This is a genomic window from Amycolatopsis sp. NPDC034160 (genome assembly GCF_055575355.1).
In genome coordinates this window covers 571,048-586,763 of sequence record NZ_JBVISU010000001.1, presented here as the reverse complement: position 1 = coordinate 586,763, position 15,716 = coordinate 571,048, and the positions used below count along the sequence as shown (strand labels likewise).

The 15,716-nt window shown below is 68.0% G+C and carries 13 protein-coding genes; 4 read left to right on the top strand and 9 right to left on the bottom strand.

Annotation, left to right across the window (positions count from 1 at the left end; translation table 11 throughout):
• Positions 1-122: 122 nt before the first annotated feature.
• From clpB to ACZ54P_RS02825, 3 genes are all read right to left on the bottom strand, one after another.
• Positions 123-2,720 carry an ATP-dependent chaperone ClpB gene (gene clpB, locus ACZ54P_RS02835; RefSeq protein WP_465459840.1) on the bottom strand — a complete coding sequence of 866 codons (2,598 nt, stop codon included), beginning with the start codon at positions 2,718-2,720 and terminating at the stop codon, positions 123-125.
• 71 nt (positions 2,721-2,791) lie between these two features.
• Positions 2,792-3,991: an MFS transporter gene (locus tag ACZ54P_RS02830; protein WP_465459839.1), complete on the bottom strand. Its 1,200-nt coding sequence runs from the start codon at positions 3,989-3,991 to the stop codon at positions 2,792-2,794.
• A gap of 76 nt (positions 3,992-4,067) precedes the next feature.
• Positions 4,068-4,532, bottom strand: coding sequence for a MarR family winged helix-turn-helix transcriptional regulator (locus ACZ54P_RS02825; RefSeq protein WP_465459838.1), 465 nt, complete (start codon positions 4,530-4,532; stop codon positions 4,068-4,070).
• Positions 4,533-4,803: 271 nt separating this feature from the next.
• Between ACZ54P_RS02825 and ACZ54P_RS02820 the strand changes: the two genes are divergently transcribed.
• The 4 genes from ACZ54P_RS02820 to ACZ54P_RS02805 all read left to right on the top strand — a co-directional run bounded on the left by ACZ54P_RS02820 (position 4,804) and on the right by ACZ54P_RS02805 (position 9,094).
• A complete protein-coding gene (locus tag ACZ54P_RS02820; protein ID WP_465459837.1) occupies positions 4,804-6,009 on the top strand; it encodes a globin domain-containing protein in 1,206 nt (401 codons plus the stop codon).
• 470 nt (positions 6,010-6,479) lie between these two features.
• A complete protein-coding gene (locus ACZ54P_RS02815) occupies positions 6,480-7,580 on the top strand; it encodes an FAD-binding oxidoreductase (RefSeq protein WP_465460223.1) in 1,101 nt (366 codons plus the stop codon).
• A 159-nt stretch (positions 7,581-7,739) separates the two neighbouring features.
• Positions 7,740-8,492, top strand: coding sequence for a lytic polysaccharide monooxygenase (locus ACZ54P_RS02810; RefSeq protein WP_465459836.1), 753 nt, complete (start codon positions 7,740-7,742; stop codon positions 8,490-8,492).
• Positions 8,489-9,094 carry a DUF305 domain-containing protein gene (locus tag ACZ54P_RS02805; protein ID WP_465459835.1) on the top strand — a complete coding sequence of 202 codons (606 nt, stop codon included), beginning with the start codon at positions 8,489-8,491 and terminating at the stop codon, positions 9,092-9,094. The genes ACZ54P_RS02810 and ACZ54P_RS02805 overlap by 4 nt, the downstream gene beginning before the upstream one ends.
• A 68-nt stretch (positions 9,095-9,162) precedes the next feature.
• Here the strand turns inward: ACZ54P_RS02805 and ACZ54P_RS02800 are convergent, their stop codons facing one another.
• From ACZ54P_RS02800 to ACZ54P_RS02775, 6 genes are all read right to left on the bottom strand, one after another.
• The gene (locus tag ACZ54P_RS02800) at positions 9,163-9,591 is read right to left on the bottom strand and encodes a heat shock protein transcriptional repressor HspR (protein WP_208616280.1); all 429 of its coding nucleotides are present in this window, start codon (positions 9,589-9,591) and stop codon (positions 9,163-9,165) included.
• A 5-nt stretch (positions 9,592-9,596) separates the two neighbouring features.
• Positions 9,597-10,769 (bottom strand): molecular chaperone DnaJ, encoded by a 1,173-nt coding sequence (gene dnaJ, locus ACZ54P_RS02795; protein WP_465459834.1) that lies wholly within the window; start codon positions 10,767-10,769, stop codon positions 9,597-9,599.
• A gap of 33 nt (positions 10,770-10,802) precedes the next feature.
• A complete protein-coding gene (gene grpE, locus ACZ54P_RS02790) occupies positions 10,803-11,579 on the bottom strand; it encodes a nucleotide exchange factor GrpE (protein WP_465459833.1) in 777 nt (258 codons plus the stop codon).
• Positions 11,576-13,453, bottom strand: coding sequence for a molecular chaperone DnaK (gene dnaK, locus ACZ54P_RS02785; RefSeq protein ID WP_465459832.1), 1,878 nt, complete (start codon positions 13,451-13,453; stop codon positions 11,576-11,578). The genes grpE and dnaK overlap by 4 nt, the downstream gene beginning before the upstream one ends.
• A gap of 163 nt (positions 13,454-13,616) precedes the next feature.
• A complete protein-coding gene (locus ACZ54P_RS02780) occupies positions 13,617-15,035 on the bottom strand; it encodes an alpha/beta hydrolase (RefSeq protein ID WP_465459831.1) in 1,419 nt (472 codons plus the stop codon).
• Positions 15,032-15,703 carry a DUF4097 family beta strand repeat-containing protein gene (locus ACZ54P_RS02775; protein WP_465459830.1) on the bottom strand — a complete coding sequence of 224 codons (672 nt, stop codon included), beginning with the start codon at positions 15,701-15,703 and terminating at the stop codon, positions 15,032-15,034. Before ACZ54P_RS02775 ends, ACZ54P_RS02780 begins: the two co-directional genes overlap by 4 nt.
• Between the last annotated feature and the right edge of the window lie 13 nt (positions 15,704-15,716).

The window sequence follows — 15,716 nt, the reverse complement described above, 5'->3', positions numbered from 1 at the left end:
CCCCGAAAGAGTGAAAAGGTCGACAAATCGCTGTGTCGCCAACGCTATGAAAGGACCTTTCCTTGCAAATTTTGCAAGGAAAGGTCCTTTCATAGCGTTCAGTAGGCGACCCCGATCCGAGGTCACTCCACCCGGGTGACCGTCAGCGCTTCCGACGCCTCGTGGTCCGGGATGTCCACCCGTACCGTGTCGCCGTCCCGGATCTCACCGGCCAGCAACTGTTTCGCCAGCTTGTCGCCGATCGCCGACTGCACCAGCCGCCGCAGCGGCCGCGCGCCGTAGATCGGGTCGAAACCGTTCAGCGCGAGCCATTCACGCGCTCCGACGGTGACGTCCAGCGTCAGGCGGCGCCGCGAGAGCCGCGAGGCGAGCCGGGCGATCTGGATGTCCACAATGGACGTCAGCTCGTCGGTGCCGAGCGCGTGGAAGACCACGATGTCGTCCAGCCGGTTCAGGAACTCCGGTTTGAACTGCCGCTGCACGACCGCCATCACCGCGTCGTGGCGCTGCCGCTCGTCGAGCGTCGGGTCGGCGATGGCCTGCGAGCCGAGGTTCGAGGTCAGCACCAGGATCGTGTTGCGGAAGTCCACCGTGCGGCCCTGGCCGTCAGTGAGCCGTCCGTCGTCGAGCACCTGAAGGAGCACGTCGAACACGTCCGGGTGGGCCTTCTCGACCTCGTCCAGCAGCACCACCGAATACGGCCGCCTGCGCACGGACTCGGTCAGCTGACCGCCCTGGTCGTAGCCGACGTAACCCGGGGGCGCCCCGACCAGGCGGGCGACCGAATGCTTCTCGGCGTACTCGCTCATGTCGATCCGCAGCATCGCGCGCTCGTCGTCGAACAGGAACTCCGCCAGCGCCTTCGCCAGCTCGGTCTTGCCGACGCCGGTGGGGCCGAGGAACAGGAACGAGCCGGTGGGCCGGTCGGGGTCCGCGACGCCCGCCCTGGTGCGGCGCACCGCGTCCGAGACGACCTGCACGGCCTCCTTCTGCCCGACGACCCGCTTGCCGAGCTCCTCCTCCATCCGGAGCAGTTTGCCCGTCTCGCCCTCCAGCAGCCGTCCCGCCGGGATGCCGGTCCACGCGCTGACCACGTCCGCGACGTCGTCCGCACCGACCTCTTCCTTCAGCATGACGTTCTGCTGGCTGACCTCGCTGGCGGCCGTCGCGGCCTCGAACTCCTTCTCGAGCGCGGGGATCCGGCCGTAGCGGAGTTCGGCGGCCTTGCCGAGGTCGCCGTCGCGTTCGGCGCGTTCGGACTCGCCGCGCAGCTGCTCCAGCTGCCCCTTGAGCTCGCGGACGCGCTCGATCGAGCCCTTCTCGTTCTGCCAGCGCGCGGTCAGCGCCGTCAGCGTCTCGCGCTTCTCGGCCAGTTCCGAGCGCAGCACGGCGAGCCGTTCCTTGGAGGCGACATCGTCCTCTTTGGACAGCGCCATCTCCTCGATCTCCATCCGCCGCACAGACCGTTCGACCTCGTCGATCTCGACCGGCCGCGAGTCGATCTCCATACGGAGTTTCGACGCGGCCTCGTCCACCAGGTCGATTGCCTTGTCCGGCAGGAACCGGGCGGTGATGTAGCGGTCGGACAGCGTCGCGGCGGCGACCAGCGCGGCGTCGGTGATGCGCACCCCGTGGTGCACCTCGTACCGCTCCTTGAGCCCGCGCAGGATACCGATGGTGTCCTCTGTGGACGGTTCACCGACCAGCACCTGCTGGAAGCGCCGCTCCAGCGCGGCGTCCTTCTCGATGTGCCGGCGGTACTCGTCGAGCGTGGTCGCGCCGACCATCCGCAGCTCACCGCGGGCGAGCATCGGTTTGATCATGTTGCCCGCGTCCATCGCGCCCTCGCCGGTCGCGCCGGCGCCGACGATCGTGTGCAGCTCGTCGATGAACGTGACGACCTCGCCCGCGGAGTCGGTGATCTCCTTGAGCACGGCCTTCAGCCGCTCTTCGAACTCGCCGCGGAACTTGGCGCCCGCGACCATCGAACCGAGGTCCAGCGCCACGACCCGCTTGCCGCGCAGCGACTCCGGCACGTCACCGGCGATGATGCGCTGGGCGAGGCCCTCGACGATGGCCGTCTTGCCGACACCGGGCTCACCGATCAGCACGGGGTTGTTCTTAGTACGGCGCGAGAGCACCTGCACCACACGGCGGATTTCGGTGTCGCGGCCGATCACCGGGTCCAGTTCACCGGCGCGGGCCCGTTCGGTCAGGTCGACGCCGTACTTCTCCAGCGCCTTGAACGTGCTCTCCGGATCCGGACTGGTGATCCGCGCGGAACCGCGGACCTTGGCGAACGCGTCACGCAACGCGTCCGGGGTGGCGCCGTGCCGGCTGAGCAGGTCGGCGACCGGGCCGCCCTCGGTGGCGAGACCGACGAGGAGGTGCTCCGTCGAGACGTACTCGTCGCCGAGTTCGGTCGCGAGCTTCTGCGCGTGCGTCAGCGCCTTGACCGCGTGCGCGTCGAACTGCGGGCTCGACACGGTGGCGCCGGTCGCCGACGGCAACGCCGCGATCAGTGGCTCCAGCTCCTTGTGCACCTGCGCTGGGTCGGCCCCGACCGCGGTCAGCAGCGGTGCGGTGAGTCCCTCACCCTGCGCCAGCAGCGCGCCGAGCAGATGCGCGGCCGCCACATGCGGGTTACCGGCCATCGTGGCCGCCTGCGCCGCCGACGAGATCGCCTGCTGGGTCTTCGTGGTCGGGTTGAAAGCGTCCATCCCTCACCTCGTACTAGGTCCTGCGAAGTCTGTCGACCGGTACAACGTCAGAAAAGTTGAGTCTGTTCCGCTCAACCTTGAATCGGTCCGCCACCTCCCGGCGAGACGGCCTCCGCGGGCAGCCGCGGACCCACCCGGCCGAGGCCGACGACGGCGGCGCAGGCGCACGCGGCCACGAGCACCCACGGGATCCAGACTGCCACGGAGAACAGCGCGACGACGGCCGGAGCGATCACCGCGGCGAGGGTGAACGCGTACTGGAAGGCCGCGAGATAGCGTCCCCGCGCCTCCGGCGGCGCCGCCGCTTCGGCCAGCGCCCCGGACCGCGGACCGAACGCCAGATCCCCCGCGGCCAGCACGAGGGTCGCGCCGAGCAGGTAAACCGGCTGGAAGACCTTCGGCACGAACACCACCCCCAGGCACGCCAGGCACCACACCGCGAACAACGCCGAACCCGTGCGCATCGCGGCGATCCGGGTCAGCCTCCGGGTGACCCGCAGCGCGACGACACCACCCAGACTGGTGACCACGGTGAGCAGCGCGATGATCGCTCCGGGCAGCCATCGCGGCCCCTGAAGCGAGTTGAAGACGTACACCGGCATCCCGATGAGGAAGAAGTCCATCGTGAGCGCGAAAAGCCCGCTGAACACGATAAGCGCGAGGTAGGGGCGGTTGCGCCAGATCCTGGCCGGCCCCGAAAGCCGCCGGGTGTGCCGCGGGAGCGGCGGCACCAGTGTCGCGAGGATGGCCGCGGCGACGACGAACGTGAAGACGTCGGCGATGACGGCGACGTACAGCCCCTCGCGCTCGATCCACACCAGCAACCCGGCCGCCGCGAGCCCACCGAGGCCGAAGCCCGCGGAGCGCACCATCGCGGCTTCGGCGAACGGCCGGTCCTTCGGGCCTTCGCCCGCGACGTCGGCGATGAGCGAGAACTGCGAGCTGTAGAACAGCTGCTGCCCGGCCGCGAGCATCACCGACGCCCCGACTACCCCGGTGAAGCCGGTGGCCGGCAGGTACGCGGCCACCCCGGCGGCCTGGAGAAGATGGGCGCAGATCATCACCGTGCGCGGCCCGAACAGGTCGACGAGCCGCCCCGCGACCGCGGGGACGAGCAACCCGGCCAGTGCACCGAGAGTAATCGCCAACCCCGCCTGGGCGAGGGGCAGACCCACCACACGGATGACGAAGAGGAGGCCCAGTGGGAGGAAGAGTCCCGAGCCGAAGTTGTCGATTCCCAAGGCGACCAGCAACGCGACCCGGTTCCGCACGAATATCGACGTTACCGGGGTGACAGCGCTACGAAAGGTCCGTTCAGTCAAGACCCGCCGGTAGCAACGGGCGGCGTCAAACCTCGCACGCGGGCACGGACAGAACGGCGCGGATGTCCGCGTTCATCTCTGCGAGACGCGTGGTCAGCTCGAGGACCTTTTCCTCGTCCCAGTCACCGAGCGCACGCTCCATGAAGGCCAGATAACCGGCCCGCCTACGGTTCAGTTCCGCCTGGCCGCGCTCGGAGATGCTGATGATCGACGCGCGGCCGTCCTCGGGCGCGGGGCGGCGGTCGACCATCCCCGCCGCGGACAATTGGGAGATTTGACGGCTTACCACCGAGAGGTCCACAAAGCGTCGTTTCGCCAGTTCCGATGGGCGGGCTTCACCGTGCTTCGCCAGATCGGACAGCAGCATCGCGGCGGCCGGATGCAGGCCGGGGTCGTCCTGCCAGGCCTGCATGATCCAGGCGTGCTGCAGCTGGGAGGCGGCCTTCAACTCACGCATCAGTTCGACCCTGGCGTCGTCGGCGGAGCTCATCGATGCCTCCCGGCTACTTGTACAGTACAACTTTATTCGGCGAAGCTTGCGTAAGACAACTGTTTACCTCGTGAGATCGCCCACTCGCCCCGGGATTCCACTACACCCGTCCGGAGCAACGATGCGGGCAAAAGGGCTCTCGGCAGCTACTCTCGCGGACGAGCCGGAACCCAGCCCGACCGGCCGACAGCCACTGACCGGAGAGGTGAATGATCCGTGAATTCTTCTCCAGTCGCCCGTCGTTCGTGAACCATCGGAATTGCGTTCCGGTATGCACTTCCCGATCAGCGACCCCCAGCCCGTGACAGCCGACGCGGTCAGCCCCGTTCCCCGGTCCTCGGCGCCGAGGGAAGCCCCGCCGGCGGTCACCGCGATGGTGCGGCTCATCCGCGACACCTGGGCGAAGTCGGAGCCGTTCATCCCGGAGATCTCCCAGTTCTTCTACGGCATGCTGTTCACCCTCGCGCCCGCCACCCGGGACTTCTTCCCGATCAACATGGAGGTCCAGCGCGGCAGGCTGGTGCGTGCGCTGGTCCACATCGTGCAGATGGTCGACCGGCCGGACGATCTCGTGCCGTTCCTTACCCAGCTCGGCCGCGACCACCGCAAGTTCGGCGTCATCCCGCGGCATTACGAGGCCGTCGGCACGGCACTGCTCGCCGCGCTCAAGAACCACCTCGGTCCGGACTGGACACCGGAGGTCGAACGGGCCTGGGCGGAGGCGTTCACCATCGTCGCCCGCGCGATGCAGGAGGCCGCCGCGGCCGACGTGAACCCGGCGTCGTGGTCGGCCACCGTGCTGGAGCACCGGCGGCTCACCTGGGACCTCGCCCTGGTCCGCGTCCAGCCCGAATACCCGGTGCCGTATCAGCCTGGCCAGTACATGAGCGTCGAAGTCCCGCAGCGGCCGAGGCTCTGGCGCTATCTGTCCCCGGCGAACGCACCGCGCGAGGACGGCGGCATCGAGTTCCACGTGCGTGCCGTCGACGGCGGCTGGGTGTCCCGCGCCATCGTGAGCCACACGCAGCCGGGCGACGTCTGGCGGCTCGGCCCGCCGCTCGGCAGGCTTTCGGTCGACCGGACCGACCGCCGCGACGTGCTGATGATCGCGGGCGGCACCGGTGTCGCACCGTTGCGCGCCATTCTGGACGACCTCGCGCAGTGGGGCGAGAACCCGAAGGTCCGGCTGTTCTACGGTGGACCGTCGCGTGAGGACCTTTACGACCTCGACGAGTTGCGCGCCCTCGCCGCCACGAACCCGTGGCTTACCGTGACCCCGGTGGTCGAACGCGGTGACGAAGCCCCCGGCTGCGAACAGGGCACGCTCGCGGAAGCCGTTACCCAGTACGGATCCTGGCCCGGCCACCGGATTCTCGTCTCCGGCTCGCCGACGATGATCCGGGCGACGGTGTCCCGGATGCTGGTCGCGGGCAGCGCGCTCGACCAGATCGCGTACGACCCCTTCACCATCGACTAGCAGCCCTTTCCCCGCCGGTCGAATGTGATTCGACAATAAGGGTCGGCTGAGCACCGCGTACCGTTACGCGACTCGATAAGCGCAGAGAAACACCACCCGATCGGCCGATCACGCTTTCGTGTCGAACTGGCGAAAAGCACTGGTGGACAACGAAAATCCGCATCGCATGATCACCTTTACCGTGTGACAGATGGGGTTTACGGCGTGTATATCGTTTGCTCCGTTCGAGCGGGAAACAACGATTCTTGGCTCCTTTTGCGACGGCCAGGCATACAGTCGTGAACCTTCGGGGGAACACGAGCACGATGACATCGGGTCTGGAGAATATGCCCGATCCAACTGGAGAAAATCGTTCACCCATGACTGCCGAAACAGTGAAGTACGAACATCCGCCTAGTTCGTCGAGAACTTCGCCACCGGTACCTGTTCCGCCACTGATCGAAGCACCGGCGGCGGACAAGACCGTCCAGATGGCCAAGCTCATCAGGGAGAGTTTCGCCGCCGTCGAAACGAAAGCCGAGGAGCTGTCCCAGTACTTCTACGGGGTGCTCTTCTCGGTTTCGCCGGACGCCAGGGCGTTGTTCCCGATCAACATGGCCACGCAACGAAATCGTTTACTGCGCGCCCTCGTCTACGTCGTACAGATGGTGGGCCGGCCGGACGAACTGTCCACGTTTCTCAGTCAGCTAGGCCGGGACCACCGTAAGTTCGATGTCCTCGGCCGCCATTACGACGCCGTCGGCGTCGCGCTGATCACCGCGCTGAAACGGTTCTTGAAGGACGACTGGACGCCTGAGGTCGAAGACGCCTGGGTCACCGCGTACGGCGTCATTTCGAAGAGCATGCGTGAGGCCGCGGGCAAGGAGATCGGGCCGGCGTGGTGGAAGGCCACGGTGGTCGAACACCGCCGCGCCTCCCGCGACGTCGCCGTCATCAAAGTGCGCACCGACCAGCCACTGCCGTACCGGGCAGGCGGCTACGTCAGCGTCGAAGTCCCACAACGTCCCCGGATGTGGCGGTACTTCTCACCGGCGACGGCGCCGCACGACGACGGGACACTGGAGTTCCACGTGCACGCCGTGCGCGGCGGCTGGGTCTCGCGCGCGATCGTCCACCACACCAGGGTCGGCGACGTCTGGCGCATCGGCCCCGCACTCGGCGCGCTTTCGGTGCACCACACGGAAAGCCGTCCACTGCTGATGATCGGCGGCGGTACCGGCATCGCGCCGCTGCTCGCCCTGCTCGACGACATGTCCCGCTGGCGCCACAACCCGCCGGTGCATCTGTTCTTCGGCGGCCGGCGGCCGGAAGACCTCTACGCCCTCGACGACCTCCGCGGGCTGACCGTCACCTGCCCTTGGCTCACGGTGACCCCGGTGACCGAGGAAGGCACCATCCCCGGCGGTGACCGCGGCACGCTGGCCATGGCGGTCACGCAGCGCGGAGAATGGAAGGACCGTGACGTCTACGTCGCCGGGTCGCCGTCGATGATCCGCGCGACGATCGCGAAACTGCTCGCCACCGGGACGGACCTGGCCAGGATCAAGTACGACCCCTTCACCCTGGATTGACCCGGCGGTTCCTTCGTATTAGGCCGATCGGCTGTTCCACTTGGGCTCTCTGCAGCAGTAGGTCAGTGAATCATTGACCGTTGGTCACCGGCGGATCTATGGTCTAGACCACATTGCTCCCCCTCGCGGGAACACCGTCGTTCCATCCCAGGAGCCGGCATGACCGTCAAACGTAAGCTCATGGCAGCCGCCGCCGGTGCGGTGCTCGCCCCGATCGCCATCGTGGCCATCCCGCAGGTGGCCAGCGCGCACGGCTACGTGCTGTCCCCACCCAGCCGTCAGGCGAACTGCGCACAGGGCAAGGTTTCCGGTTGCGGCAGCATCGTCTACGAACCGCAGAGCGTCGAAGGTCCCAAGGGGCTTCGCAGCTGCAACGGCGGCGTTCCGGGGTTCGCGCAGCTCAACGACGAATCGAAGTCGTGGCCCGCCGCCTCGGTCGGCAACAGCGTGACCTTCAACTGGAAGTTCACCGCCTACCACCGGACCACGAACTACGAGTACTACATCGGCGGCACCAAGATCGCCGACATCAGCGGCAACAACTCCGCGCCGAAGGACCCGACGTCGCACACGGTGAACCTGAGCGGTTTCAGCGGCCGCCAAAAGGTCCTCGCCATCTGGAACATCGCGGACACCCCGATGGCCTTCTACAGCTGCATCGACCTGCAGATCGGCGGCGGAAACCCGCCGACAACGAGCAACCCGCCGACCACCAGCAACCCGCCGACCACGTCGAATCCCCCGACCAGCACCACCACCCCGCCCGCTGGTGGCACCTGGGCGACCGGGACGGCCTACTCGGTCGGCACCACGGTGACCTACGGCGGCGCGACCTACCGCTGCCAGCTGGCGCATACGGCGATCCAAGGCTGGGAACCGCCGAACACCCCGGCATTGTGGAGCCGGCAGTGAAGTTCGGCCTGATACTCGTCGCCGGTCTCGTGGCCCTCGCGGGCTGCGGGACCGGTGATGGCTCACCCACCACCGCCGGCGCCCCGATCTCCCCGGTTCCCCAGTCGGCGACGGGCGCCCCGGCGTCCGCGGAGTACAACGACGCCGACGTGATGTTTCTGCAAATGATGATCGCCCACAACAACCAGGGCGTGGAGATCGTCAAGCTGGTGCACACCAAACAGGGGCAGCAACAGCCACTAAAGGATCTCTCGTCCGCCATCGAGGCGACGCAGCAGAGCGAGAGCTCCGACATGCGGAACTGGCTGAAGTCCTGGGGCAAACCCGAGACGGGCTCGATGGACCCGCACGCGCACCACCATCACGGTGGCGACGGGCTCACCGACAAGGGTCTGCTCGAAGCACTGTCCAAAAAGGATGGCGGGGAGTTCACCCTCGACTTCGTGGACATCCTCGTCGCGCACCAGCACAACGGGGTCGCCCTCGCGAGGACCGAACTGAAGGACGGCAAGAACCCGGAGTCGAAGGCCTTGGCCCAGCGGATCATGGACTCGCGCACCGGCGAGGTCCAGCAGCTGCGCGCCCTGGTCCCCGGCCAGTAGAACGCATTTAGTCCTCTAAATGCACCGGTCGCAGCCAAGCACCGGAAGGCGTTCCCGCATTTAGAGGACTAAATGCGTTTTTTGGGCTTCCAGATCACCAAGGCCGTCTGCTGCCGCATGGGCACGAGGTCCTTGCGGTAGGAGGCGTGCACGGCCGCGGCCGTCTGTTCGGCGGCGACGTACGCGGCCGTGAGCTCCTCGGTCAGTTCGGCGATCCGGCTCCGCAACGCGTCGACCTGGTTCTCCAGCTCGATGATCCGCTTGATGCCCGCGAGGTTGACACCGTCCTCTTGGGACAGTCGCTGCACTTCGCGCAGCAACGCGATGTCCCGCATGGAGTAACGGCGTCCACCGCCGGACGTCCGGCCCGGAGACACGAGACCCTGCCGGTCGTAGGACCGGAGGGTCTGCGCGTGCATACCGGAAAGCTGCGCCGCCACCGAGATGACGAACACCGGCGTGTCTTCGTCCGCACCGTGCGGCAGCCCGCCGAACATCATGCTCACCTGCCTTCGAGAAGTTCGGTGATCTCCGGTCGCGGATCGTGGTCGGCCATGGCTTCCGCGTAGGCTTCCAGTGCCTCACGGGCCTTGTCGTCCAATTTGGACGGAATGGCCGCCTGCAGGGTGACCAGCAGATCGCCTTGCGAGCCGTCCCGTTTCGCGATTCCCTTGCCGCGTACGCGAAGCACACGGCCGCTCGCCGTGCCCTGCGGCACCTTCAGCGAGACCTTGCCCTCGAGGGTCGGCACGGTGATCGTGCCGCCGAGGGCCAGTTCCGCGAAGGACACCGGCACGGTGATCGTCAGGTCGAGGTTCTGCCGCCCGAACACCGGATGCGGTGCGACGTGCACGCGGACGTACAGGTCACCCGCATGCGCGCCACCCTTGCCCGGTTCACCCTGGCCGGCGAGCCGGATCCGCTGGTCGTCGGCGACGCCCGGCGGAATCCGCACGGTCAGCGTGCGGGTGCGGGTGCTGACGCCCTCGCCCGCGCATTCCGGGCAGGGGTCGTCGATGATCGTGCCGCGGCCACGGCAGTCGCGGCACGGCTCGGAGAACGCGAACGCGCCCTGGCTGCGGCTGACCAGCCCGCTGCCCAGACAGGTCGAACACGTCCTCGGGGAAGTCCCCGGTTTCGCGCCGTTCCCGCCGCAGGTGGAGCAGGTCGCCGGGCTCGACAACCGGAGCGGCAGGGTCGCGCCCTTGACCGCCTCGGTGAAGTCGATCCGGACGTCGGTCTCCACGTCCGAACCGCGCTGCGGCCGGTTCGCCGTGGCACCGGCGGCACCGCGGCGGCCGAAGAGACCACCGAGGATGTCGCCGAGCCCACCGAAGCCACCCTGCTGCTGCTGGCCCGCCTGGCCGAAGATGTCGCCGACGTCGAACCCGCCGGCACCGCCGCCGCCGGGGAAGCCGAAGCCACCGGGACCGCCGGAGCCGAAGAGACGCCGGGCCTCGTCGTACTCCTTGCGCTTGGACGTATCGGAAAGCACGCCGTAGGCCTCGGAGACCGCCTTGAACTTCTTCTCCGCCTCCGCGTTGCCCGCGTTGGCGTCGGGGTGGTTCTCCTTGGCCAGCTTGCGATAGGCCTTCTTGATCTCGTCCGGGGTGGCGTCGGAGGAGACGCCCAACTCACGGTAGAAGTCCTTACCGATCCATTCCCGTGCACTCACCGAACGTCTCCTCCTTTCACGCCGTTTCGCCGATCAGCGATTGTTTTCATCGAAGAGCTCGCCGTCGAGCGGCAGCTCGCCGCCGACGGGCGGATCCACCGGGGTGGCCTGCGCCTCTGGTGCGGACGCGGCCGCGGGTGCGGCACCCGGTTCGTGATCGGTGACCCCGACCAGCGCCGCGCGCAGCACACGCTCGCCGAAGCGGTAACCGCGGCGCATGACCGTGGTGACCGTCGGGCCGGCGACGTCCGGGGACGTGCTGTGCTGGACGGCCTCGTGCACGCTCGGGTCGAAGGCTTCGCCCTCGGCGCCGAACGGCTCGAGTCCCGACCGCTGCAGGCTGGCGACCAGCTTCTCGCCGACCGCCTTGAAAGCGCCCGTCAGATCGCCGTGCTGCTCCGCGCGCTCGAGGTCGTCGAGCAGCGGGAGCAGGTCGCCGACGACCGACGCCTTCGCGCCGGCGACGACCTGCTCGCGGTCACGGTCGACGCGCTTGCGGTAGTTGGCGTACTCCGCCTGGAGACGCTGGAGGTCCGCGGTGCGTTCCGCCAGCTCTTTCTCCAGACCGGTGGCCACCGACACCGAATCGTCCACAATGGAGTCCCCGAGGCCGGGGCCCGCGTGGGTCGCGGCCGACGGGGGGTCCGCGGGCTCCTCGGTGGGGGCCGCGTGCTTCGGGCCGTCCTGGGGTTCGGCGGCCGGGGCGGCCTGACGGACCTCACCGGTCGTCGGATCGACCCGGCCACGGTCCCGCACGACCACCGGTTCGTCCGGGCCCCGGCCCTCGGTTTCGTCGTAGCGTTCCGTCACTTCTTGTCCTTCTCGTCCTCTTCGACGATCTCGGCGTCGACGACGTCGTCGGCCTTGGCCTGCGAACCCGCACCGGCACCGGCCGCGCCGGTGGCGCCTTCGCCCGCGGCCGCACCGTCGGCGGCGTTGCCTGCCGCGTTGGCGTAGAGCGCGGTGCCGAGTTCCTGTGAAGCGGTGTTCAGCTTCTCGATGGACTCGCGGATCTTCGCCGAGTCGGTGCCCTTGAGCGCCTCGTTGGCTTCGTCGATCGCGGTCTTCACCTTGCTCTTGAGGTCGTCAGGCAGCTTGTCCTCGTTGTCCTTGACGAACTTCTCCGTCTGGTAGACGAGGGTCTCCGCCTGGTTGCGGGTCTCCGCCTCTTCGCGGCGCTGCTTGTCTTCCTCGGCGTGCGCCTCGGCGTCCTTGACCATGCGCTCGATGTCGTCCTTCGGCAGCGCGGAACCACCGGTGATCGTCATCGACTGCTCCTTGTTCGTGCCGAGGTCCTTCGCGAGGACGTGCACGATGCCGTTGGCGTCGATGTCGAAGGTGACCTCGATCTGCGGCACGCCACGCGGGGCGGGCGGGAGACCGGTCAGCTCGAACATGCCGAGCTTCTTGTTGTGCGCCGCGATCTCGCGCTCACCCTGGAACACCTGGATCTGCACCGACGGCTGGTTGTCGTCCGCGGTGGAGAAGATCTCCGAACGCTTGGTCGGGATCGTGGTGTTGCGCTCGATGAGCTTGGTGAACACGCCGCCCTTGGTCTCGATACCCAGCGAAAGCGGGGTCACGTCGAGCAGCAGGACGTCCTTGACCTCACCCTTGAGCACACCGGCCTGCAGCGCGGCGCCGACGGCGACGACCTCGTCCGGGTTCACGCCCTTGTTCGGCTCGCGGCCGCCGGTCAGCTCCTTGACCAGGTCCGACACGGCGGGCATGCGGGTGGAACCACCGACGAGCACGACGTGGTCGATGTCGCCGACCGCGACACCCGCGTCACGGATGACGTTGTTGAACGGCTTGCGAGTGCGCTCGAGCAGGTCCGAAGTGATCTTCTGGAACTCGGCGCGGGAAAGCTGCTCGTCGAGGAACAGCGGGTTCTTGTCCGCGTCCACGGTGATGTACGGCAGGTTGATGCTGGCGGAGTTCGAGCTGGACAGCTCGATCTTCGCCTTCTCCGCCGCCTCGCGGATGCGCTGCAGCGCCATCTTGTCCTTGGTCAGGTCGATGCCGTTGGACGACTTGAACTTGTCGACCAGCCAGGTGACGATGCGCTCGTCCCAGTCGTCACCACCGAGGTGGTTGTCACCGGAGGTCGCGCGGACCTCGACGACGCCTTCGCCGATCTCCAGCAGCGAGACGTCGAACGTACCGCCACCGAGGTCGAAGACCAGGATGGTCTGTTCCTTCTCGCCCTTGTCCAGGCCGTACGCCAGCGCCGCCGCGGTGGGCTCGTTGACGATGCGGAGCACGTTCAGGCCGGCGATCTGCCCGGCCTCCTTGGTGGCCTGCCGCTGCGCGTCCTCGAAGTAGGCGGGGACGGTGATGACCGCGTCGGTGATGGTCTCGCCCAGGTACGCCTCGGCGTCCCGCTTGAGCTTCATCAGCACGCGGGCGCTGATCTCCTGCGAGGTGTAGGCCTTGCCGTCGATCTCGGTCTTCCAGTCGGTACCGATGTGCCGCTTGACCGACCGGATGGTCCGGTCGACGTTCGTCACGGCCTGGTTCTTCGCCGGCTGGCCGGTCAGCACTTCGCCGTTCTTGGCGAAGGCGACGATGGACGGGGTGGTGCGTGAACCTTCGGAGTTGGCGATGACCGTCGGCTCGCCGCCCTCAAGGACAGCGACGACCGAGTTGGTCGTGCCGAGGTCGATGCCGACCGCTCGCGCCATGGTGTTCCTCCTGCTATTCGTGACCTGCACGTTCACCCCCACCTTGAGTGGGTGCTACGCAAGTTCTATCGGGATGATGCGGTTTCCGTCAAGCCGGACTTGAGCCGACTGCACTCAACCTTGTACCCGGCTCAACGAGCGACCAGGGCGTCTTGTTCCCGGCTTACCGGCAGACCGTGCCCGGAGCGGGTGTGACCCCGCTCACCAGGTATTTCACTTCTTCGGCGCGTACGCAGGCCGAGTTGAGCAGCCCGGTGTGCCCGTATCCGGCGTCGACCAGCAACATCGAGTTCTCGATGTTCCGCGCGAGCCCCCGCGCCCACACCAGCGGCGTCGCCGGGTCGTGTTCGCCCCCGACCACGAGGATCGGCGCCGCGCCCCGCACCTTCTGCGGCCGCGGCAGGTACGCCGACGCCACGGGCCAGCCCGCGCAGCCGCTCGCCATGTCCCAGAACTCCGTGTAGCGCCAGGCATGCGGAGCGAGGGTCTTCACCAGCCCCTGCATCGCCTTCATGTCGGCGTAGGAGGTGAAGGGCGAGCCGAAGTCGTGGCAGCCGATCGCGCGGTACGCGCCGTACGTCGGATCCAACTGGGCGTAGGGCGCCAGCGCCGACGCGTCCGGCTTCTCCGCCGTCGCGGCGGCGATGCCCTGTGCCACCGTCGGCCAGAACGCCGGCAGGATCAGCCCGCCGTAGATCCCCGCCGACATCTCCTCGGCGGTCACGTTCCGCCCGAGTTCCTTCGCCGGGACACCACCCGGCGTCCGCATGAGGGCGTCGTAGGTCGCGAGGACGTCCTTGCCGCGAAGCACGCATTCAGCCGACGTCGTGCACCACTTCGCGAAGTCGTTGAGCGCGCCTTCGGTCGCGATGGTCTCGTCGAGGATCGCCTGCCACGTCGGCCGGGAATGGTCGACGGCACCGTCGAGCACCATCGTGCGGACCCGCTTCGGGTACTTCTCCGCGTACACGGCGCCGAGTTCGGAGCCGTAGGAGACGCCGAGCCAGTTGACCTTCGGCTCGCCGAGGGCGGCCCGGATCGCCTCGACGTCGTCGGCGGCATGCCAAGTGTCCACCTTGGACAGTGCGGGACCGGTCCGGTCGAGACATTCCTGCCCCGACGCGCGGTTGTGCGCGAGGAACCGGTCGTACTCGGCACGAGTCCGCGGGAACCGGCTGACCAACGGGTCGTGCAAGGCCGGGCCGCAGCGCACGGCGGGTGTACTGGCCCCGACGCCGCGCGGGTCGAAACCGATGACGTCGAAGCGCTGCCGCACCTCGGCCATTTCCGGTTTGTCCAGTGCGAACCCGAGGCCGCCGTACCGGAGCACGGAGACCCCGGAGCCGCCAGGTCCGCCGGGGTTGGTCAGCAGTGACCCGACACGGCGCGCGGGGTCGGTCGCGGGCAGTTTCGCCAGCGCGATCGAAAAGGTGCCGCTCGTCCGGAGGCTCGCGCATTCCAACGTGGGCGCGTACTCGGTCGCGCAAGGTGTCCAGTCGATCCGCGGTGCGGCGGCCGCGGGCAGCGCGGAAAGCGGCAGCAGGGTCAGCGCGGTGACGGCGGCGAGTGCCTTCGTTTTCACGCGGCCTTCACCGTGACCTTGCCGGTGCCCGCGTTGAGGTCCAGGACGTTCGGCGAAGCCTGGTCCTGCCGCACGCCGCCGGTCTCGACGCCGCCGACCTCCGACTTCGCGCGCACCTGATACGCGCCGTCCGGGACGGTGACGGTGATCTTGCCGACCTCGGCGTTCGCGGTGACCGCGCCGGGTTTGGCGAGACCGACCTCGATGTCACCGGTGCCGATGCGCAGTTTCACCGGACCGGAAGCACTCTGGACCTCGAGACCCCCGACGTCGCCGTGGAGGTCGACCGAGGCGGCGCGGGTGAGCGTGATCTTGCCGGTGCCGATACCGCCGGAGATCGCCAGCTCACGCGGGACCACGACCTCGTAGTCCACCCCGCATTGGCTGCAGCCGCCGAGTACCAGAGTGCCGTTCTCGACGCTGTGCGTCTTGCCGGGATTGCGGCCGGTGTAGGTCACTTCGCGGCGCAGCGAGACCGGTGCGCCGTCCTCGACCCGGAGCGTGACGCCGCCGACCGGGACGTCGACCCGGACCGCGGTGATCTGCTCGGTGACCGGCGTGCCGTCGCTCAGCGTCTGGCGGCTTTCGCTTGTGCAGCCGACGATCCCGAAGGCCGTCAGCGCGCCGAGTGCGAGCGCGCCGAGGACGCGCTTTTCCGTGTTCCCCATGAGAAAGTGTTTC

Excerpts from the sequence above, each read along its gene's own strand:
- clpB (WP_465459840.1), bottom strand. The coding sequence starts at position 2,720 with ATGGACGCTTTCAACCCGACCACGAAGACCCAGCAGGCGATCTCGTCG.
- ACZ54P_RS02825 (WP_465459838.1), bottom strand. The coding sequence starts at position 4,532 with ATGAGCTCCGCCGACGACGCCAGGGTCGAACTGATGCGTGAGTTGAAG.
- ACZ54P_RS02820 (WP_465459837.1), top strand. The coding sequence starts at position 4,804 with ATGCACTTCCCGATCAGCGACCCCCAGCCCGTGACAGCCGACGCGGTC.
- ACZ54P_RS02815 (WP_465460223.1), top strand. The coding sequence starts at position 6,480 with ATGGCCAAGCTCATCAGGGAGAGTTTCGCCGCCGTCGAAACGAAAGCC.
- ACZ54P_RS02810 (WP_465459836.1), top strand. The coding sequence starts at position 7,740 with ATGACCGTCAAACGTAAGCTCATGGCAGCCGCCGCCGGTGCGGTGCTC.
- ACZ54P_RS02800 (WP_208616280.1), bottom strand. The coding sequence starts at position 9,591 with ATGTTCGGCGGGCTGCCGCACGGTGCGGACGAAGACACGCCGGTGTTC.
- dnaK (WP_465459832.1), bottom strand. The coding sequence starts at position 13,453 with ATGGCGCGAGCGGTCGGCATCGACCTCGGCACGACCAACTCGGTCGTC.
- ACZ54P_RS02775 (WP_465459830.1), bottom strand. The coding sequence starts at position 15,703 with ATGGGGAACACGGAAAAGCGCGTCCTCGGCGCGCTCGCACTCGGCGCG.